The organism is Arthrobacter sp. J156 (genome assembly GCF_056172865.1).
The window spans coordinates 3,113,602-3,132,126 of record NZ_CM149650.1 but is presented as its reverse complement, the minus strand read 5'-3'; the positions used below and the strand labels follow the sequence as shown (position 1 = coordinate 3,132,126).

The 18,525-nt window shown below is 72.3% G+C and carries 15 protein-coding genes, 1 tRNA gene and 1 other RNA gene; 10 read left to right on the top strand and 7 right to left on the bottom strand.

The annotated features are described in order from the left end of the window. Positions 1-59: 59 nt before the first annotated feature. From aceA to AC0QR5_RS14505, 3 genes are all read left to right on the top strand, one after another. Positions 60-1,370 (top strand): isocitrate lyase, encoded by a 1,311-nt coding sequence (gene aceA / locus AC0QR5_RS14515; protein ID WP_329862205.1) that lies wholly within the window; start codon positions 60-62, stop codon positions 1,368-1,370. 88 nt (positions 1,371-1,458) lie between these two features. After that, the gene (aceB, locus tag AC0QR5_RS14510; RefSeq protein WP_329862206.1) at positions 1,459-3,090 is read left to right on the top strand and encodes a malate synthase A; all 1,632 of its coding nucleotides are present in this window, start codon (positions 1,459-1,461) and stop codon (positions 3,088-3,090) included. A gap of 149 nt (positions 3,091-3,239) precedes the next feature. Continuing rightward, positions 3,240-3,611, top strand: coding sequence for a glyoxalase superfamily protein (locus AC0QR5_RS14505; protein WP_329862207.1), 372 nt, complete (start codon positions 3,240-3,242; stop codon positions 3,609-3,611). Here AC0QR5_RS14505 and AC0QR5_RS14500 read toward each other — a convergent pair. Then, positions 3,551-4,540, bottom strand: a complete 990-nt coding sequence (locus AC0QR5_RS14500) for a LysR family transcriptional regulator (protein ID WP_329862208.1) — start codon at positions 4,538-4,540, stop codon at positions 3,551-3,553. The two genes, AC0QR5_RS14505 and AC0QR5_RS14500, sit on opposite strands and share 61 nt — an antisense overlap. Before the next feature lie 68 nt (positions 4,541-4,608). Between AC0QR5_RS14500 and AC0QR5_RS14495 the strand changes: the two genes are divergently transcribed. The 3 genes from AC0QR5_RS14495 to AC0QR5_RS14485 all read left to right on the top strand — a co-directional run bounded on the left by AC0QR5_RS14495 (position 4,609) and on the right by AC0QR5_RS14485 (position 7,703). Then, entirely contained in the window at positions 4,609-5,568 is a 960-nt protein-coding gene (locus AC0QR5_RS14495) for an EamA family transporter (RefSeq protein ID WP_329862209.1), read from the top strand. Between the two features lie 99 nt (positions 5,569-5,667). Beyond that, complete coding sequence (locus AC0QR5_RS14490) at positions 5,668-6,870, top strand: MFS transporter (protein ID WP_329862210.1); 1,203 nt, start codon at positions 5,668-5,670, stop codon at positions 6,868-6,870. Positions 6,871-6,983: 113 nt separating this feature from the next. After that, entirely contained in the window at positions 6,984-7,703 is a 720-nt protein-coding gene (locus AC0QR5_RS14485; protein ID WP_329862211.1) for a DsbA family oxidoreductase, read from the top strand. Here the strand turns inward: AC0QR5_RS14485 and AC0QR5_RS14480 are convergent. Together AC0QR5_RS14480 and AC0QR5_RS14475 are read right to left on the bottom strand one after the other, a co-directional pair. Next, positions 7,700-8,398 carry a LytR C-terminal domain-containing protein gene (locus tag AC0QR5_RS14480; RefSeq protein ID WP_329862212.1) on the bottom strand — a complete coding sequence of 233 codons (699 nt, stop codon included), beginning with the start codon at positions 8,396-8,398 and terminating at the stop codon, positions 7,700-7,702. The two genes, AC0QR5_RS14485 and AC0QR5_RS14480, sit on opposite strands and share 4 nt — an antisense overlap. A gap of 2 nt (positions 8,399-8,400) precedes the next feature. Further along, entirely contained in the window at positions 8,401-8,700 is a 300-nt protein-coding gene (locus AC0QR5_RS14475) for a type II toxin-antitoxin system VapB family antitoxin (RefSeq protein ID WP_329862213.1), read from the bottom strand. Between the two features lie 202 nt (positions 8,701-8,902). Between AC0QR5_RS14475 and AC0QR5_RS14470 the strand changes: the two genes are divergently transcribed. Continuing rightward, complete coding sequence (locus AC0QR5_RS14470) at positions 8,903-9,928, top strand: isopenicillin N synthase family dioxygenase (RefSeq protein WP_329862214.1); 1,026 nt, start codon at positions 8,903-8,905, stop codon at positions 9,926-9,928. 84 nt (positions 9,929-10,012) lie between these two features. On the opposite strand, the gene AC0QR5_RS14465 is transcribed toward AC0QR5_RS14470, so the two are convergent. The 4 genes from AC0QR5_RS14465 to AC0QR5_RS14450 all read right to left on the bottom strand — a co-directional run bounded on the left by AC0QR5_RS14465 (position 10,013) and on the right by AC0QR5_RS14450 (position 14,341). Next, positions 10,013-11,923 carry a multicopper oxidase domain-containing protein gene (locus tag AC0QR5_RS14465; protein ID WP_329862216.1) on the bottom strand — a complete coding sequence of 637 codons (1,911 nt, stop codon included), beginning with the start codon at positions 11,921-11,923 and terminating at the stop codon, positions 10,013-10,015. A gap of 12 nt (positions 11,924-11,935) precedes the next feature. Beyond that, positions 11,936-13,315, bottom strand: coding sequence for a multicopper oxidase domain-containing protein (locus AC0QR5_RS14460; RefSeq protein ID WP_329862217.1), 1,380 nt, complete (start codon positions 13,313-13,315; stop codon positions 11,936-11,938). Then, on the bottom strand, positions 13,302-13,955 hold the full coding sequence (locus AC0QR5_RS14455) for a hypothetical protein (RefSeq protein WP_329862218.1): 654 nt from the start codon (positions 13,953-13,955) through the stop codon (positions 13,302-13,304). The genes AC0QR5_RS14460 and AC0QR5_RS14455 overlap by 14 nt, the downstream gene beginning before the upstream one ends. A gap of 301 nt (positions 13,956-14,256) precedes the next feature. After that, positions 14,257-14,341: transfer RNA gene (locus AC0QR5_RS14450), tRNA-Ser, on the bottom strand. A 102-nt stretch (positions 14,342-14,443) separates the two neighbouring features. Here AC0QR5_RS14450 and ffs point away from each other — a divergent pair. The 3 genes from ffs (at position 14,444) to AC0QR5_RS14435 (ending at position 18,518) form a co-directional block, all read left to right on the top strand. Continuing rightward, an RNA gene (gene ffs / locus AC0QR5_RS14445) (signal recognition particle sRNA small type) lies at positions 14,444-14,540 on the top strand. Positions 14,541-14,579: 39 nt separating this feature from the next. Then, positions 14,580-15,470: a tRNA glutamyl-Q(34) synthetase GluQRS gene (gene gluQRS / locus AC0QR5_RS14440; protein WP_329862219.1), complete on the top strand. Its 891-nt coding sequence runs from the start codon at positions 14,580-14,582 to the stop codon at positions 15,468-15,470. A 39-nt stretch (positions 15,471-15,509) separates the two neighbouring features. Then, positions 15,510-18,518 (top strand): DNA polymerase III subunit gamma and tau, encoded by a 3,009-nt coding sequence (locus AC0QR5_RS14435; protein ID WP_329862220.1) that lies wholly within the window; start codon positions 15,510-15,512, stop codon positions 18,516-18,518. Positions 18,519-18,525 lie beyond the last annotated feature (7 nt).

The following is an 18,525-nucleotide window of genomic DNA, read 5'->3' as shown; positions in this document are numbered from 1 at the left end:
GCACTTCCGGTTCCCGGCCCCGCGAGGCGGCCGGCCCGGAGAACTCAAAGGAGAGAGCCATGACCGAGCAGAACACGAACCCGAGCCCCGAGTCCCGCATGGAGGCGCTGGAGCTCGAGTGGAAGGCCAACCCGCGCTGGGAGGGCATCACCCGCGACTACTCCGCCGCCGACGTCGTCAAGCTCCAGGGACGCGTCCAGGAGGAGCACACGCTGGCCCGCCGAGGCGCCGAGAAGCTGTGGAAGCAGCTGACCGAGGAGGCCACGGCGGGCGGCTACACCAACGCCCTCGGCGCCCTCACGGGCAACCAGGCCGTCCAGCAGGTCAAGGCCGGACTCCGCGCCATCTACCTCTCGGGCTGGCAGGTCGCGGCCGACGCCAACCTCTCCGGCCACACCTACCCTGACCAGTCGCTCTACCCGGCGAACTCGGTGCCGCAGGTCGTCCGCCGCATCAACAACGCGCTCCTGCGGGCGGACCAGATCGAGTTCTCCGAGGGGATCCAGACCGTCGAGGACTGGATGGTCCCGATCGTCGCCGACGCGGAGGCCGGCTTCGGCGGCCCGCTCAACGCCTACGAGCTCATGAAGTCCATGATCGCCGCCGGCGCCTCGGGCGTGCACTGGGAGGACCAGCTGGCCAGCGAGAAGAAGTGCGGCCACCTGGGCGGCAAGGTGCTCATCCCCACGCAGCAGCACGTCCGCACGCTCAACGCGGCCCGCCTCGCGGCCGATGTCGCCGGCACCCCGTCGGTCGTCATCGCCCGTACGGACGCCGAGGCCGCCATGCTCATCACCTCCGACGTCGACGAGCGGGACCAGGAGTTCATCACCGGCGAGCGCACGGCGGAGGGCTTCTACAAGGTCCGCAACGGGATCGAGCCCTGCATCGCCCGCGCCAAGGCCTACGCCCCGTACTCCGACCTCATCTGGATGGAGACCGGGACGCCGGACCTGGAGCTGGCCCGGAAGTTCGCGGAGGCCGTCAAGTCCGAGTTCCCGGACCAGATGCTCTCCTACAACTGCTCGCCGAGCTTCAACTGGAAGAAGCACCTCGACGACGCCACGATCGCCAAGTTCCAGCGCGAGCTCGGCGCCATGGGCTTCACCTTCCAGTTCATCACCCTGGCCGGATTCCACGCCCTGAACCACTCGATGTTCGACCTCGCCCACGGCTACGCCGAGACGGGTATGAGCGCGTACGTCGAGCTCCAGGAGCGCGAGTTCGCCTCCGAGTCCCGCGGCTACACCGCGACCAAGCACCAGCGCGAAGTCGGCACCGGCTACTTCGACAAGATCGCCACTGCCCTGAACCCGAGCGGCAGCACCCTGGCCCTGGTGGGATCCACCGAGGAAGGCCAGTTCCACTAACGGAACCAGGACGACGGCGGGGCCCCGCCCCCGCAGGCGCGGCACCGCCGTCGTCCCCCCATTTTCTTTTGAACAGGAGCACCCAGCCATGAACCAGCCCATCACCATCAACGGAATCACCCTGACCGCCTCGCCCGTGTGCCGCCAGCAGGAGATCCTGACGCCCGACGCCCTCGAGTTCATCGGCAAGCTGCACGCGCGGTTCGAGGGACGGCGGCAGGAGCTGCTCGAGGAGCGCACCAGCCGGCGGACCGCGATCGAGAACGGCTCCGACCCGCGCTTCCTGGCCGAGACCCGCCACATCCGGGAGGACGACTCCTGGCGCGTCGCCCCCGTCGCCCCGGGCCTGGAGGACCGCCGTGTGGAGATCACCGGCCCCACCGACCGGAAGATGACGATCAACGCGCTCAACTCCGGCGCCAAGGTCTGGCTCGCCGACCTGGAGGACTCCTCGACCCCGAACTGGCGCAACGTCATCAAGGGCCAGCTGAACCTCCGCTCCGTCCTGGACCGCGACATCGACTTCACCTCCCCCGAGGGCAAGGAGTACAAGCTCACGGGGCAGACGCTGACCGAGCTGCCGACGATCGTCGTCCGCCCGCGCGGCTGGCACCTGCCGGAGAAGCACCTGCTCATCGACGGCCGGCCGGTCTCCGGCTCGCTCGTGGACTTCGGGCTCTACTTCTTCCACAACGCCGCCCGGCTGATCGCCCTGGGCCGCGGCCCGTACTTCTACCTGCCGAAGCTCGAGAACCACCTCGAGGCGCGGCTGTGGAACGAGGTGTTCGTGTTCGCCCAGGACGAGCTGGGCATCCCGCAGGGCACCATCCGGGCCACCGTGCTGATCGAGACGATCACCGCGGCGTTCGAGATGGAGGAGATCCTCTACGAGCTGCGCGAGCACGCCGCGGGCCTGAACGCCGGCCGCTGGGACTACATCTTCTCCGTCATCAAGAACTTCCGGAACCGCGGTCCGCGCTACGTGCTGCCGGACCGGGCGATGGTGACGATGACGGCCCCGTTCATGCGCTCCTACACCGAGCAGCTGGTCCGGGCCTGCCACCGGCGCGGGGCCATGGCGATCGGCGGGATGAGCGCCTTCATCCCGAACCGCCGCGACGAGGCCGTGAACACGGTCGCGTTCGAGAAGGTCACCGCGGACAAGACCCGCGAGGCCAACGACGGATTCGACGGCTCCTGGGTGGCGCACCCCGACCTGGTGCCCGTGGCCCGCGAGGTCTTCGACTCCGTCCTGGGCGAGCGTCCGAACCAGCGCGAGCGCCTCCGCGAGGACGTCCGGCCGGACGACCGCTCGCTCCTGGACATCGCCGGGACGCAGGGCCTGATCACCGAGGGCGGCATCCGTGCCAACATCGAGATCGGCATCCGCTACATCGAGTCCTGGCTGCGCGGCAACGGCGCGGTGGCCCTGCAGAACCTGATGGAGGACGCCGCGACCGCGGAGATCTCCCGCTCGCAGATCTGGCAGTGGATCCACCAGCGCGCCGTGACCGACGAGGGCGAGCTCATCACCCGCGAGTGGTGCGGGGAGATCGTCGAGGAGGAGTACGCGCGGATGGAGCGCTTCGAGGGCGACCGCTTCGAGGACGCCCGCGAGATCTTCGAGGAGTGCGCGCTGCGGGAGGACTACCCGGCGTTCCTGACGGTCCCGGCCTACAACCGCTTCCTGTGCGAGTCGAAGGAGACGGCGAGGGTCTGATCCGGCCCGTGTGGCCGCCCCGAGGGGGGCGGCCACGCCCCGCGAGCCAACGGCGGGTTCCCCACGGCAGAGCTGCCCAGCGGGGAACCCGCCGTTTCGCTGCGCCCCTCCCCTGTGCACACGACGAACACCGCCCTACCGTGGTCCCCATGGACATGAAGCTGGAGCTCGTCCCCGTGCCCGTGACCGACGTCGACCGGGCCAAGTCCTTCTACGTGGACCAGATCGGCTTCGTCGCCGACCACGACCACCGGGTGTCCCCCGAGCTGCGCTTCGTGCAGCTGACGCCGCAGGGCTCGGCCTGTTCGATCGTCATCGGGGAGGGCATCATCGAGATGACGCCCGGGGCGCAGCAGGGCCTGCTCATGGTGGTCGACGACGCGGACGCCGCCCGCGAGGAGCTCGCCGGGCGCGGGGTCGAGGTGAGCCCGGTCGACGAGCAGGACTGGGGGCGCTTCGTCTACTTCTCCGATCCGGACGGCAACACCTGGTCGCTGCAGCAGTTGCCGCAGCGCACGTAGGACCACCCCCGGACCCGGCGCCACGGGGGCCTGCTCGACTCCGGCACCCTCCCGGTCCGCGGCGCTGCTACCCGGAGGCGAGCAGGCCCGTGGCCGCGTCGATCAGGTCCGCGAGCCCCCGGCGGGGGCTCGCCCTTGCGCCACGCGAGCCGAACGGCGATCCGCGGGCCGTCCTTGACGGGCACGTACCTCACGCCGCTGCGCGGGTGGTGGTGCGCCGTCGCCTCGGACGTCGTTCCCACGCCGCGGCCGGCCGCGATGGCGTCGAGCCAGGTGTCGACGTCGCCGATCTCGATGAACCGCGGCGGCTGCTTCCCACCGGTCCAGAGGCCGCTGCCAGTCGTGCCGACGCGGGGGTCGATGACGACCGTGCGCTCGGCGATCTCGGCCATGCCCAGTTGCCGCCGCCGGGCCCACTGGGCGTCGTCGGACGCGAAGGCCGCCAGGCGCCGTTCAAGACCCACGACGACCGAGTCGAAGCGCCCGTCCTCCAAGGGCCGCCGGACGACCGCCACGTCGCACCATCCCTCCGCGAGCCCCGACGTCGGCACGTTGTGCCGCACGAGCTGCAGTTCCATTGCGGGATGCCGCACGGCCCAGTCCCGCTGCAGACGCGTCGTGTGCCGGCCCAAGGCGGCCCACGCGTAGCCGAGCCTCAGCACGCCGTGGCGGGAGGCCAGGAACTCGGTGAAGCGCGCGGCCTCGGCCAGCATGCGCCGCGCCTCGGGCAGGACCTGGAGTCCCGTCGCCGTGGGCTCGCATCCGCGGGGAAGGCGCCGCAGCAACCGGTCGCCGACGCTCTTCTCCAGCTGCGCGATCGTCCGCGAGACCGCCGCTTGCGAGACGAAGAGCCGATCGGCGGCCTCCGTGAAGGATCCGGCCTCGGCCGCGGCCACGAAGAACCGCAGTTCCCTCAGGCTCCATTCCATAACCACAGCGTATACCTCGCACCAAAAACGCACTGGTGTTATGGATGCCGGCGTCCGACGGTGGAGGCATGACGAACCTCGAATCCCGCAGCCGGCCTCTCGCGGGGCCCGCGGCGCCCGTTGTGGCCACGGCACCCGTGGCGCCCGGCGGACGTCGGCGGACCGCGACCGGCATTGCCCTGGTCGTGGCCGGGCAGGCGGCCAACCACACGGGCTCCTCCCTCGGCGCCCTGGCCTTTCCCGTCATGGGCCCGGTCGGCGTCGTCGCCCTTCGCCAGTTCACGGCCGCGCTCGTCCTGCTGTTCCTCGTCCGCCCCCGGCTGCGCGGACTGGGCCGCGGGCAGTGGCTGCCGATCCTGGGGCTGGCCCTCGTCTTCAGCGTCATGAACCTGAGCCTCTACGCCTCGATCGAGCGCATCGGCCTCGGCCTCGCCGTGACCCTCGAGTTCCTCGGCCCCCTCGCGATCGCCGTCATCGGCTCGCGGCGCGTCCTCGACAAGGCCCTCTCCGTCCTCGCGGGCGCCGGCGTCGTCGTCCTGATCAGTCCGGGACCCGCGACGGACGTCGCCGGCATCGCCCTGGGCCTGCTCGCAGCGGCCGCCTGGGCCTGCTACATCCTGCTGAACCGGACGCTCGGCGAGCGCCTTCCGGGACTCCAGGGGACCGCCGTGGCGAGCCTCGTCACGGCGGCCGCCTGGGTACCGGTCGCCGCGGCCTGGTTCGCCGCCAGGCCGCCCACGCCCGAGGCGCTGGCCCTGGCCGCCGCGTGCGGCGTCCTGTCCTCGCTGACCCCCGCCGTGGCGGACCTGCTCGCCCTGCGGCGGATCCCGGCCCCGGTGTTCGGCGTGCTCTCCAGCACTGGCCCCGTGTTCGCCGCCGTCGCGGGTTGGCTCGTGCTGCACCAGGCCCTCGCGGTCAACGAGTGGGCGGGCATCGCCGTGATCGTGCTCTGCAACGCCGCGATCTGCACGGGAGCGCTGATCGGCCCGCGCCGTCACCTTTCACACCGTCCGGCGGGCCGGGGCTAGGATGCGATCGGGGCCGGACGGCCGCCCGCGCGTGGGCCTCGCCGCCGGCCGGGAGCGCACCGCGTGCTCCGCGGACCGGCCCCGGATCCAAGGAGCACCGTGACCGAACACGCCCAGCGCAGGCTCTGGACGCCCGATTTCGTCATGGCCACGTTCGTGAACCTGTTCATCTCGATCGTCTTCTACCTGCTCATGACCTCGATGGCGCTCTACGCCGTCGACCGCTTCGCCGCGAGCGACTCCGCGGCCGGCTTCGCGGCGAGCTCCTACATCCTCGGCGCCCTCGTGGCCCGGTTGTTCGCCGGCCAGCTGATCGTCGCCGTGGGCGCGAAGGCCGTCCTCGTGGCCAGCCTCGCGGCGTTCGCGGTCTTCGGCTTCCTCTACCTGCCGAGCGGTTCGCTCGCCGTGCTGCTGGCCGTGCGCCTGCTCCACGGCATGGCCTTCGGCCTCGCCAACACGGCCGTCTCCGCGACCGCCCAGGCGCTCATCCCACCCGCCCGCCGCGGCGAGGGAACCGGCTACTTCAGCCTCTCGGGAACGCTCGCGACGGCCGGCGGCCCGTTCCTCGCGGTGCTGCTCGCGGGCAGCGGAGACTACGAGTCGATCTTCTGGTTCTCCACCGCGAGCGCCGCCGCCGCGTGCCTGCTCTCGCTCCTGCTGCGCATCCCCCGCCGCCCGGCCGCCGAGCGGCCGAGGATGCGCGAGGTCGCCTGGCTGCGGCCCTCCTCGATGGTCGAGCGCGCCGCCTTCCCCATGGCCGCCATGATCCTGCTCGCCGGGGCCTCCTACTCGGTGGTGCTGTCCTTCCTGGCCGCCCATGTCCAGGCGTCCGGCGGCGGGGCGACGGCCGCGGTGTTCTTCACCGCCTACGCCGTCTCCACGCTCATCGGCCGGCTGTTCGCGGGGCGCCTGCAGGACCGGCGCGGCGACAACGTCGTGATGTACCCGGGCCTCGTCATCATGACCGCGTCGATGCTCCTGCTGGTCCTCCCCCCGACGACGGCGGTGCTCACCGCCTCGGGGATCCTCTGCGGCCTCGGGTTCGGGATCGTCATGCCGTGCGGGCAGGCGATCGCGGTCGCCGTCGCGCCGGAGCCGCGGATCGGCGTCTCGGTCTCGACCTTCTACCTGGCCCTCGACGTCGGCACCGCGGCCGGGCCGGTGCTGCTCGGCGCCCTCCTGGGGCTCACGGGCTACCAGGGGATGTACGCCGTCTCCGCCGGCATCGCCGTGCTGGCCGGCGTCGTCTACTTCGCCCTGCACGGGCGGCACAAGCCGCTCCCCCGGGCCTTCGCGTCCTGACGGGGCCGGGCCGCCGCGGCGGGTGGCGCCGCGCGCCGGGGGCCCGGACGCGGGAAGGCTCCCCCCGCCGGCCGGCGTGGAATACCCGCGCGCCCGGACCGGTTGACGGTGGCATGACTTCCCCACGCCTCGCCGTCGACATCTGGTCCGACATCGCCTGCCCCTGGTGCTACATCGGCAAGCGCCGCTTCGAATCCGCACTCTCCTCGCTGCCCTTCAAGGAGCACGTCGACGTCACGTGGCACAGCTACCAGTTGGATCCGTCGCTGCCCGAGCGCTACGACGGCACGGAGGCCGACTACCTGGCCGAACGCAAGGGACTGCCCGTGGAGCAGGTGCGGCAGATGTTCGCCCACGTCACGGAGCAAGCCGCCGGCGAGGGCCTGGCCTACGACTTCGACGCCCTCAAGGTCGCCAACAGCCTCACGGCCCACCGCCTCCTGCACCTCGCCGCAGAGCACGGGAGCGCGGGCCGGCTGAAGGAGCTCCTGCTCTCCGCCCACTTCGAGAAGGGCCTCGACATCGGCGATCCCGAGGTGCTCCGCGCCCTCGGCGCCGACGCCGGGCTGCCGGGCCCCGACGTCGTCCGCGTCCTGGAGGGCGACGACTACCGCGACGCGGTCGAGGCCGACTTCGCGACGGCCCGCGGCCTGGGCATCTCCGGCGTGCCGTTCTTCGTCCTCGACATGAAGTACGGGATCTCCGGCGCGCAGCCCGTCGAGGTCTTCCGCGAGGCGCTGACCAAGGCCTACGCCGAGGCGGCGCCGCTGACGCTCGTCGCTACGGAGCCCGGCGCCGACGGCCCGGCCTGCGGACCCGAGGGCTGCGACTAGGGCGCGTCCGTCGTCCCGGCGCCCTCCCCGGCCTCCTCGGCCTCCTGCTCCGCCGCGCGCGGGCAGTGCAGCGCACCGGGCTCGGCGACGACGTCGCCCTCGGGCACGAGCCCGTCGTAGTCCTGCCCGAGGACCAGGTCGATCGTCGTCCCGCCGCGCTCGCCGTCCTTGACGAACTCCGTCTCGGCGATGTGCCGCTGCAGCGTCAGCGCCTGCTCGCGCCCGCGCGGGCCGGCGACGACGGCCGCGACGACGCCGGGGTCGCTGAGGCTCTTGTTCCCGACCTCTCCGATGTGGAATCCGCGCTGGCGCAGTTGGTTGGAGGCGGCGCGGGCCAGGCCGCTGATCTTGGTCGCGTTGTAGACGTTGACCCGGACGGTGGCCGGATCCAGGTACGCGTAGACGTCGACGGGGCACGCCGGTTCCGGGCCGGCGGGGGCGGACGACGGCGGTGCCTCGGGTTCCAGCCACGGGATGACGAGCTGGCGCGTGGAGACGAGGTAGGCCGTGACGACCGCGGCCGCGATGAGGCCCAGCAGGAGCACGAGCACGATCGCCCGGCGCAGGCGCACGTAGTAGTAGTGGGGGTCGTTGACGTGCTCCGGGTCGTGGTCGTCGAAGGTCGTGACGAGGTCGTCCTCGGTGACGATGCGGTGCCCGTGCCACTCGCGGGGGTCCCGCGCCTTCCTGCCCACCGCTAGTCGTCCAGGACCAGGAGCCGCGCGTGGAGGATGGAGCGCTGGTGCAGCGCCGTGCGGACGGCCCGGTGGAGTCCGTCCTCGAGGTACTTGGTGCCCCGCCACTGCACGACGTGCGGGAAGAGGTCCCCGAAGAAGGTCGAGTCCTCGGCGAGCAGCGCCGCGAGGTCGAGCGTGCTCTTGACCGTCACGAGCTCGTCGAGCCGGACCTGGCACGGGGCCACCTCGGCCCAGTCCTTGGGCGTGACGTATCCATGCTCAGGGTAGGGGCGGGTCTCGCCGACGGCTTTGAAGATCACCCACTCATCGTAGGGAACGAACCGGCAACATCAAGCGAACCTTTCGTCTCCGTTGGGTCACGGCGCCCCGGGCGCCCGTCACGGCGGCCCCTGCCCCCGATTCACACTCCACGTCAAGACCCCCGGAAACACGCCGTCATGTTGCGGAACGGCGCGTCATAATCACTATCCGGGCGCGTCATAAAGGGCCTACCGTTGACGCATGAACACAGTCCGCACTTCCGTCCCCGTCCTGGACCTCTCCACCGCCCGCGGTGCCGACGGCGCGTTCGATCCCGCCTTCATCGAGGCCCTGCGCGACGCCGCGCACAACGTCGGCTTCTTCCAGGTCACCGGATACGGTGCCGCCGACGGGCAGCCCCAGGCCCTCCTGGACACGCTCGCCCGCTTCTTCCGCCTGCCCCTCGAGGAACGGTTGAAGCTGGACAACCGCAACTCGGCGCAGTTCCGCGGCTACACGCGGCTCGGCAAGGAGATCACGCAGGGCCGTGCGGACTCCCGCGAGCAGATCGACTTCGGCCCTGAGCGCGCGGCGTTGGACGCCGTCCCCGCGGACCGCCCCTACCTGAACCTCCAGGGCCCCAACCAGTGGCCGGCTTCCTTCCCGGAGCTTCAGGAGTCCGCCATGGAGTGGGCGGCGCTGATGTCGCGGATCGGCGCCGAGCTGCTGGCCGGCATCTCCGTGGCCCTGGGCCTGCCCGAGGACTACTTCGCCGAGCCGTTCGAGGACGCGCCGGCCTGGATGGGCAAGCTCGTGCACTACGTTGGTGGCGGCCGCGTGCCGGAGGCCGGCAGCCAGGGCGTCGGCGCGCACGCCGACTACGGCTTCGTGACCCTGCTCCTGCAGGACGCCGTCGGCGGCCTCGAGGTCAAGCCCTACGGCCAGGACGAATGGATCACGGTCGAGCCGATCGAGGGCGCGCTCGTGGTCAACCTCGGCGAGATGCTGGAGGTCGCCACGAACGGCTACCTCATGGCCACGATCCACCGCGTCACGGCCCCGCCGGCGAACGTGGACCGCTATTCCGTGCCGTTCTTCTGGTCGCCGCGCCTGGACTCGGTCATCGACCCCGTGCCCCTGCCGGCCGATCTCGCCGCCGACGCGCGCGGCGTCTCCGACGACCCCGCCAACCCGATGCTCGCCTCCTACGGAGCCAACGTGCTCAAGGGCTGGCTGCGCGCGCACCCCGAGACGGCGCGGATCCACTACCCGGAGCTCGCCAAGTAGCACTCCGGGGAACGACGCCGGGGCCGCGCCTTCCGTACGGAGGGCGCGGCCCCGGCGTCGTTCCCCCTTCCGGGCGGAGCCCGGCTACTCGGCGTCCAGGTACATCGTCACGGTCCCCAGCGTCGCCCCCGTGATCCAGTGGTGCCAGTCCACGACCATCCGGTAGGTCCCGGGCGCCGGCGGGCGCATGAGGACGTCGTAACGCTCCGCGGCGCCCATCGCGATCACGTGCGTCATGAGCCGGGCCGACTCGTGTCCCATCGACGTCGGGATCGCCGGGCCCAGCGGGTCGGAAGTGTGCCGGAAGGGCCGGCCGTCATGGGCGATCAGCTCGGCGATCCGCGCCGGGTTGCCGTCCGGCCCGTAGAAGCGGACCTTGTTCGGCAGGTAGTTGCCGTCCAGGAAGCGCAGCAGGCTCGGCGGCAGGCCGTCCCGGACCACGTTGATCCGCAGCCGTTCCGTCGCCCAGACGCGGCCCTCGCGTGAGCGTCGTTCGTCGAGCACGCCACCGATCAGGTAGAAGTACTCGGGCTCGAAGCGGTTCAGGCCGACGTCCTCGCCCGAGAGCCCCGCGGCGTGGGGGAGCGTGTGCCAGCGCGGGTCGACGGAGTACGGCATGACCAGCGCCTCGGTCGCCGGATCGTAGAGCGGGCCGTCGGCGAACGCCCGGCGCATCCCCGGCGGCACCGGGAAGTCGGGCAGCTCGATCGGGTCGATCACGAGCGGGCCCAGCAGCCCCATCTGCGCGTGCAGGGGCGTGTTGACGTGGCAGTGGTAGAAGTACGTCCCGGCCGCACCGTAGTTCGGGTCGCCGTAGCGGCCCGGCTCGGCCTTCCACTGGTAGGTGTAGTAGTCGTCGATCTCGAACGAGGTGTGCCCGACGCCGTCGTTGCGCGGATCCGGCTCCATGCCGTGCCAGTGGATCGTGTGCGGGCCGATGCTCGACTCGACGCGCGCCTGGAAGACCTCGTCCTCGCGGGGCCTCAGCGAGGGGCCCGGGAAGGCGCGCACGCCGTCGTCGACCCCGGCCGGATCGAAGACCCACATGGGGAACGTCTTGCCGTCGGGGAAGAGGATGTCCTTGCGGGAGACCCCCAGCTGCACGTAGTAGTCCGGTGGCTCCCAGAACTCCGTGGGCGCCGTCCGCTGCTGCATCTGGTGCGAGCTGAAGTCCGCCTGCGAGTCGTAGTCCCGCGGTTCGCCGTCGTCGTCCTCCCGCGGCGGACGGGTCGGCGGCGCGGGGCTCTGCGTGGGCAGGTTGGCCCGCGGACCCGAGGTCGGGGACGGTGCGGAGGACGACGGCGGGGCGCTCGAGGCGGGCGGCGCGCTGGACGACGGCGGTGCCGACGTCGTGGGCGGGGCCGAGGTCGTCGGCGGTGCGGCGCTCGAGCTCGCTGTATGCGACGGCGTGGCCGAAGCACTCGGCGTTGGCGTCGGTGTTGGCTTGACCGTGACGCTCGGCGTCGGCGTCGGCTTGGGCTTCACCGTCGCGCTCGGCTTCGGCGTGGGCTTGGGCGTCGGCTTCGGTGTCGGCTTCGGCACAGGCTTGGGCTTGGGCTTGGGCGCGGGCTTGACCGACTTGGGCGTGCCCGGCTTGGGCTTCTTCGCGGCGGCGCGCTTCTTGGCCGCCGCGAGCGCCTTCCTGCGGGCCTCTTCGGCGGCCTTCTTCTTCGCCGCGGCCTGGGCCTTCCGCCGGGCGGCCGCGGCCGAGCGGCTGCGGGCAAGCTCCGCCGCCCTCTTCTTCGCCGCTGCCACGGCCTTCTTCCGTGCGGCGGCGGCCTTCGAACGCGCGGCCGCGGCGGCCCGCCGGCGGCGCGACGCCTCCAACGCCCGCTTCTTCGCCGCTTCGATGGCCCGGCGGCGCGCGGACGCTCCCGACGTCGTGGCCGCCTTCGCGGCGGCGCGCTTCGTGTACTTGCCCACTGGCTTCCGCAGCTTCTTCTGGCCGGGCCTCGATGCCGCGACCGCGGCCAGCAGATCCGTCAATGCCCCCATGTCACTGGCTCCTTACAACGATGCCTTGAGCTGCCAGTGGGCCACGAGGCCCCCCGGATACATGCCGCCGGCGGCGGTCTGGGACGGCTCTGCGTGGCAGTGCATCGGGTACCCCCAATCCTCCGTGCGGCCGTACCAGGTCTGGTCGGTGGTGTCCGGTGGGCGCTTCATCGGGATCATGCAGTCCTTGCGGTCCATCGGTTCGAGCTCGACGACGTCCTCCCACTGCTGCAGGACCACGTGGCCGTCGTCGTCGATCCACCCGTACTCGCGGGGCCACTCGACGTTGTTCCGCCGCACCGTCCACAAGTGGTTTCCGTGGAAATGGATCTGGTGGAACACGAGCCCCGGGTTCACGAGCCGCACCATCTGCCCGGCCCGCACCGTGCCGGCGTCGATGTCCTCGCCGAACTGCCGCACGTCGATTTGCCGCGCGTAGCCGGAGACGAGCGACTCCTCGTGCGCGGCGAGGTTGATCGAGCGGTTCGGCGAGTGCGCGAGCGCCTCGAAACCGCTGCGGTCGTTGAGCAGGAAGTAACGCGGCACGGGCGGCCGCGCCACCGGATCCACGGTGACGCCCGCGGCCTCGGATTCCGCCCAGCCGGGGTCGATCGCGTGGCAGACCCAGAGCCATTGGCGTTCGAAGCTGGCCTGATCCGGCGCCACCTTCCAGGCATCGTCGGGGTCCATCACGAGCAGCGTGCCGAACAAGCCGATCGCCCGCTGGACGGGAGCGTTCGTCGGGTCGTGGTAGATGTACGTTCCGGGCGGCGGGGCGGGGAACTCGAGCTCGCCGACGCCGCCCGGCTCGATCGGTCCCGTCGTCACGTCCGAAGCCCCCGGGCCGGCGCCGCCGACCAGGAGCTCGTGCACGTCGGCGAGCCGGTTGACCACCCTCAGGCGGACGGTCGACCCGGTCTCGGCGACGATCGTCCGGTTCGGAAGGAAGCTCGCCCAGTAGTTGCGGCGGATGAAGTGCTGGCCCGGGTTGGCGGGGTCGGGGCTCAGCGGCAGCGGCGTGCCGCCGTTCGGCCGGATGGCGTTGACGGGGTAGATCCTCGACGTGAGGACCTGGCCGTCGCGCGTGAAGACCCGCGGCTGGATCCGCAGCGCCGCATTGCGGTCCACCGGGATCGTGGGACGGTCGCCGAAGCCGCGCTGGTAGACGAGCGAGTCGTCCACCATCTTCTGGTAGCCCTCGTTGACGTACAGGTCCAGGACGCCGGGCTGCGGAACGAGCGCGGCCGGTACCGTCCTGGAGACGCGCCGGGCGGCCGGCGCCGGCGGCCTGTTCAGGCCCACGAACGAGACGACCGCGGCTCCGGCGGCTCCGAGCTTCAGCACCGAGGCCCGGTCGAGGGCCGTGTTCAGCGGATTCTCATGCGTCGTCATGGCCGGCCTCCAGGTATCCCGGGCGCCAGCTCACCGAGGGCACGGGAAGCTCCAGCCGGACGGGGACGCCCTGCCCGACGTCGGTGAACTCGGCGCTGAACCGCGTGGCGTTGGACGGCACGAGGAAGCTGATGTTCGCGCTGACGCGTCCTCCGGGCGGGATGGCGCCGTTGTGGAGGTCCGAGCGCCGGTTGACGATCCACCACGGCTCGCTGTTCGGCAGGACCCGCAACAGCCCCGGCGAGAAGGCGATCTCCGCGTCCGTGTCATTGGCGATCTCGAGCCGCAACAGCAAGTGGTCCCCGTAGGTCATGTTGACCGGCTGCGGGGACGTGGATCCGGCGGCCGCGTGCGCGCCGGCGTGCCCGGCGGGCGTCGTCGACGTCGATTCCGCGAGCCGGGCCTGGCGCTGTGCCGAGGTGATGCGGGCCGCACCAAAGCTCGTCGGCACGCCCACGGTTCCCGGCGGGCCCGACGCAAGCAGCGTCACCGCTGCACTGAGGCCGCCCGCGCCCGCGGCGATCGCGGCCCCCATGGCCAGGCCGAACCGGCGGCGTGACAAGCCGCTTCCGGCCCGGTCTTCGACTTCTTCCCCCATGTCCGGATCCGCGATCCGGGCACCGTCCCATGTTCCACCCACGACGGCACGCCTCCACCTAGATGCCCCAGCATCCAGAAACCGCCTACCGGGCCCCCAAAGCCCACACTGCAGGCCGTTCCCCAACGCCCCAATACGTCACAGTATGGACCTCGGTCAAATCCTTGTAAAGGGACCAATCCGCCGGATGTGGCAAGCGCGCCGTTCAGTGCCGCTCCGCCCCCTCGACGGCGGGCCGCCCGCCGGTTCCCGGACCCGGCCCTGTCCGCACGAAGCGCTCCACGGCCCAAAGCAAAAGCGGCCCCGTCTAGGAAAGTCCTAGTCGGAGCCGCTTTTGCATCCGCGGAGGATGGGGGATTTGAACCCCCGAGGGCGTGAACCCAACACGCGTTCCAGGCGTGCGCCATAGGCCGCTAGGCGAATCCTCCAGATGTGCCCCAAAAGGGCAGGCTTCAGCTTACCGGAAGATTCCCGCAGCGCCGAATCGGCTCCGGACGCGCTGCCGCCCGCGCCGGTCGGGTAGACTATTTGTCGGCCCCTCATGTGGTGTCATCCCGCCGAACTCCCCCAGGACCGGAAGGTAGCAAGGGTAGGCGGGCTCTGGCAGGTGCATGAGGGGCCCTTAAGTTTCCGCCACCTTGCCGCCCATCGTTCCAGGAGGCCGCCATGGGAGCAGGGCGCTTCGCCCCCAGCCCGTCCGGCGAGCTGCACCTGGGCAATCTCCGCACCGCGCTGCTGGCCTGGCTCTTCGCCCGCTCCACCGGCCGCGGCTTCCTGCTCCGCGTCGAGGACCTCGACCGCGCCCGGGCCGGGGCCGAGGAGGAGCAGCTGCGCGATCTGGCCGCCCTCGGCCTGGACTGGGACGGACCCGCGGAGCGCCAGACCGAGCGCCTCGAGGGCTACACGGACGCCCTTGATTCCCTGCGTTCCCGCGGACTGCTCTACGAGTGCTTCTGCACGCGGCGAGACATCGCCGAGGCGCCGTCCGCACCCCACGCCGCGCCCGGCGCCTACCCCGGGACGTGCCGCGGGCTCACCGAGGCGCAGCGCCAGGAGCGCCGCGCCCACCGCCCGGCAGCGCTCCGGCTCCGCACCGACGTCGTCCGCTTCACCGTGGCCGACGCGCTGCACGGCGACTACACCGCCGCCGTCGACGACTTCGTGGTCCTGCGCAACGACGGCGTCCCGGCCTACAACCTCGCGGTGGTCGTGGACGACGCGCTGCAGGGCGTCGACCAGGTGGTCCGGGGCGACGACCTGCTCAGCTCCGCGCCGCGGCAGGCCTACCTGGCCGGGCTGCTCGGAGCCGCGGTGCCCGCGTACGCGCACGTGCCGCTCGTACTCAACCGCGAGGGGCGGCGGCTGGCCAAGCGGGACGGCTCGGTGACGCTCGCCGACCTCGCGCGCGACGGCGTCGGAGCGGCCGGGGTCCGCGGGCTCCTGCTGGACTCCCTGGGCCTGCCCGACGCCCCCCTGGCCGAGCTCGCGGACGCCTTCGACCCGGGCTCGCTGCCGCGCGAGCCGTGGCTCTACCCGCCCCTCACAGCGGGCCGCTGAGGGTGCGCCCCCTCGCCGACAACCGATAGGGTGCTTCGTGTGAGTACAGCCCTCTACCGCCGCTACCGGCCGGACGCCTTCGCCGACGTGATCGGGCAGGAGCATGTCACCACACCCCTCATGTCGGCCCTCGAGAAGAACCGCGTCAACCACGCCTACCTCTTCTCCGGCCCGCGCGGCTGCGGCAAGACGACGTCGGCGCGCATCCTGGCCCGCTGCCTGAACTGCGCCCAGGGCCCCACGCCCACACCGTGCGGCGCCTGCGAGAGCTGCGTCGAACTGGCCACGGGCGGCCCCGGCTCGCTCGACGTCATCGAGATCGACGCGGCCTCCCACGGCGGCGTCGACGATGCCCGCGACCTGCGCGAGCGCGCCACGTTTGCCCCGGTGCGCGACCGCTACAAGATCTTCATCATCGACGAGGCGCACATGGTCACGTCGGCGGGCTTCAACGCGCTGCTGAAGATCGTCGAGGAGCCGCCGGAGCACATCAAGTTCATCTTCGCGACGACGGAGCCGGACAAGGTCATCGGCACCATCCGCTCGCGCACGCACCACTACCCGTTCCGGCTGGTCCCGCCCGAGGCGCTCATGGCGTACCTCGAGAAGCTGTGCACGCAGGAGGGCGTCCCGGTGGCCCCGGGCGTGCTCTCGCTCGTCGTCCGGGCGGGCGGCGGCTCGGTCCGCGACTCACTTTCGGTCCTGGACCAGCTCATCGCCGGGGCCGGGCCCTCGGGGCTCGACTACGAGCTCGCGGTCTCCCTGCTCGGCTACACGCATGCCTCGCTGCTGGACGACGTCGTGGACGCCATGGCCGCCCAGGACGCGGCGACGGTGTTCGGCGCCGTGGACCGCGTCATCCAGACCGGCCACGATCCGCGGCGCTTCGTGGAAGACCTCCTGGAGCGCTTCCGGGACCTCATCATCGTCAAGGCCATGCCGGACAACGCCGCCCAGATCATCCGCGGGCTGCCGGAGGACCAGCTCAACCGGATGCGCCAGCAGGCCACGCAGCTCGGCCAGGCGGAACTGAGCCGTTCGGCGGACGTCACCAACCAGGCCCTCACCGACATGACCGGGGCGACGAGCCCGCGGCTGCACCTGGAGCTGTTGTGCGCCCGCCTGCTCCTGCCCGCCTCGGACGCCGGCGAGCGCGGCACCAATGCGCGCATCGACCGGATCGAGCGGCGGCTCGCCTACGGCGGCGGCTCGGCCACGGTCGCCGGGCCGGGGACTCCGGAGGACGACGCCGGGTCCGGCCAGGGTGCCGTTCCCTCCGCGGTGTCGGAGTCGGCGTCGCCGCGCGAGCAGGGCGCGGCGCAGGTCCGCGAGGCGCTGCGGGCGGCGCGCGGCCAGGGCGGCACGGCCGCCCCCGCGCCATCGCGGCCCGCGGAGGAGGCCCCGGTGGCCATCCCGGCCGCAGCGGCGTCGACCGCCCCGACGGCACCCGCGGTCCCGGGGGAAGCGGCCGCGGCCCCCGCCCCGAGTAGCGGTGCCGGCCATCCCGCACGGCAGGCACCGGCCAAAGCCACGGAAGCGCCGGGCTCCGCCCAGGGCAGGGATGTTCCCACGCCCGGGGCCGCCGCACCGGCGGGCGCCGCGCCGGAGGCATCGACCCCCGCTGCACCCCGCCCGGAACCCTCCCCCGATTGGGGCGGCACCTGGGGCGCCGTGCCCGACCCCGGGCCCGAGCCGAAGGCTCCGGCCGCCAGCGGTCAGCCCACCACCCCGGCGCCGGCGCCGGCGGCCCACCAGACCGGAACCCAGGGCGCCCCCGGGCGCCCCTCCCCCGGAGCCGGCGATCCCGCCGACACACCCGGTTCCGCTCAGCAGCGGACACCCGTCGCGGGACACGCAGGCCCGCCGCAGGGTCCCGCGCAGCAAGACGGCCAGGCACCCGCCCGCTCCGGCGATCCCGCCGGCCGCCGCCCGGTGGACGCTCCGGGAGACGCAGCGCCTTCCGACCTCCCCGCCGCGGCGCCGACGGACGCCGCCGCGGCGAATCCAGCCCAGGCCGGCCAGGGATCCGCGGCCGGCTCGGTGGAGATGTTCCGCCGCGCCTGGCCCGAGATCATGGACAAGCTCAAGACCGAGCGGAAGTTCGTGTGGATGGCCGTGCAGCCGAACGCCTCGGTGGCCGGCTACGACGGGCGGACCCTGACCGTGGCGTTCGCCAACCAGGGAGCACTGACCAACTTCTCCAGCCGCCAGGACAACATCGGGCTCCTGCAGTGGTGCATCCACGAGGTGCTGGGCGTCAAGTGCGAGGTCGTCGTGACACCGGGAGGTTCCGCTCCGGCGGGTGGTTCGGGCCCAAAAGCTGACCGCCGGCCCACGCCGGCGGCCGCCACACCGACTGCTCCCGTCCGCCCGGAGGCACCCAGCGCGCCCGTCCGCCAGCAGGGACCCAGCGCGCCCGTGCGACAGGAGGCACGAAGCGCGCCCGTGCCCGCGCCAGCACCTGTGGCCGCCCCGGAACGCCGGGTCCAGCCGCTGACGGACGAGCCCGAGGGCGGGTGGCCGGTCGAGCCCGAGGACGACGGCGGCTACGACTGGACCCCGGACGACGTCCCGACGCCCCTCGACGAGGAGCCCCCGGCCCCCGGTCCCGCCGTGGAGACCGCTCCCGCGCCGCCGCGGGACCAGACGCCCATCCCGCCGCCGGCCTGGGCCGGTTCCGCCCTGCCGCCGTCGTTCCAGTCCCCCGGGTCCACCGGAAGCGGCGCGGCCACGGAGGCACCGGCGTCGGACGCGCCGGCACCGGGCGGGCAGAAGCGGATGAGCCGCTACCAGCAGCTGCTCAGCCAGTCCCAGGGCGGCGCCGGAGCCCCGGCCCGCACCCAGCAGCCGGCGCCCGCCGGGCCGCAGGGCCCGGGGGGGCGCTTTGGCCGCCCGAACGCCGTAGACTCGACGTACGTTGAGGACATCCCCAGCGACGATGACATCACCATCGAGGAATCCGGCGTGGTCGGCCGCCCGGCGATCGAGCGCATCCTCAACGGACGCCTGATCGAGGAAAGGCGGCCCGACGGCAGCCCCATCACCTGACGGTGCC

Coding starts and splice junctions, on each gene's coding strand:
- AC0QR5_RS14470 (WP_329862214.1), top strand. CDS start 8,903: ATGAACACAGTCCGCACTTCCGTCCCCGTCCTGGACCTCTCCACCGCC.
- aceA (WP_329862205.1), top strand. CDS start 60: ATGACCGAGCAGAACACGAACCCGAGCCCCGAGTCCCGCATGGAGGCG.
- AC0QR5_RS14505 (WP_329862207.1), top strand. CDS start 3,240: ATGGACATGAAGCTGGAGCTCGTCCCCGTGCCCGTGACCGACGTCGAC.
- AC0QR5_RS14485 (WP_329862211.1), top strand. CDS start 6,984: ATGACTTCCCCACGCCTCGCCGTCGACATCTGGTCCGACATCGCCTGC.
- AC0QR5_RS14465 (WP_329862216.1), bottom strand. CDS start 11,923: ATGGGGGCATTGACGGATCTGCTGGCCGCGGTCGCGGCATCGAGGCCC.
- gluQRS (WP_329862219.1), top strand. CDS start 14,580: ATGGGAGCAGGGCGCTTCGCCCCCAGCCCGTCCGGCGAGCTGCACCTG.
- AC0QR5_RS14500 (WP_329862208.1), bottom strand. CDS start 4,540: ATGGAATGGAGCCTGAGGGAACTGCGGTTCTTCGTGGCCGCGGCCGAG.
- aceB (WP_329862206.1), top strand. CDS start 1,459: ATGAACCAGCCCATCACCATCAACGGAATCACCCTGACCGCCTCGCCC.
- AC0QR5_RS14460 (WP_329862217.1), bottom strand. CDS start 13,315: ATGACGACGCATGAGAATCCGCTGAACACGGCCCTCGACCGGGCCTCG.
- AC0QR5_RS14495 (WP_329862209.1), top strand. CDS start 4,609: ATGACGAACCTCGAATCCCGCAGCCGGCCTCTCGCGGGGCCCGCGGCG.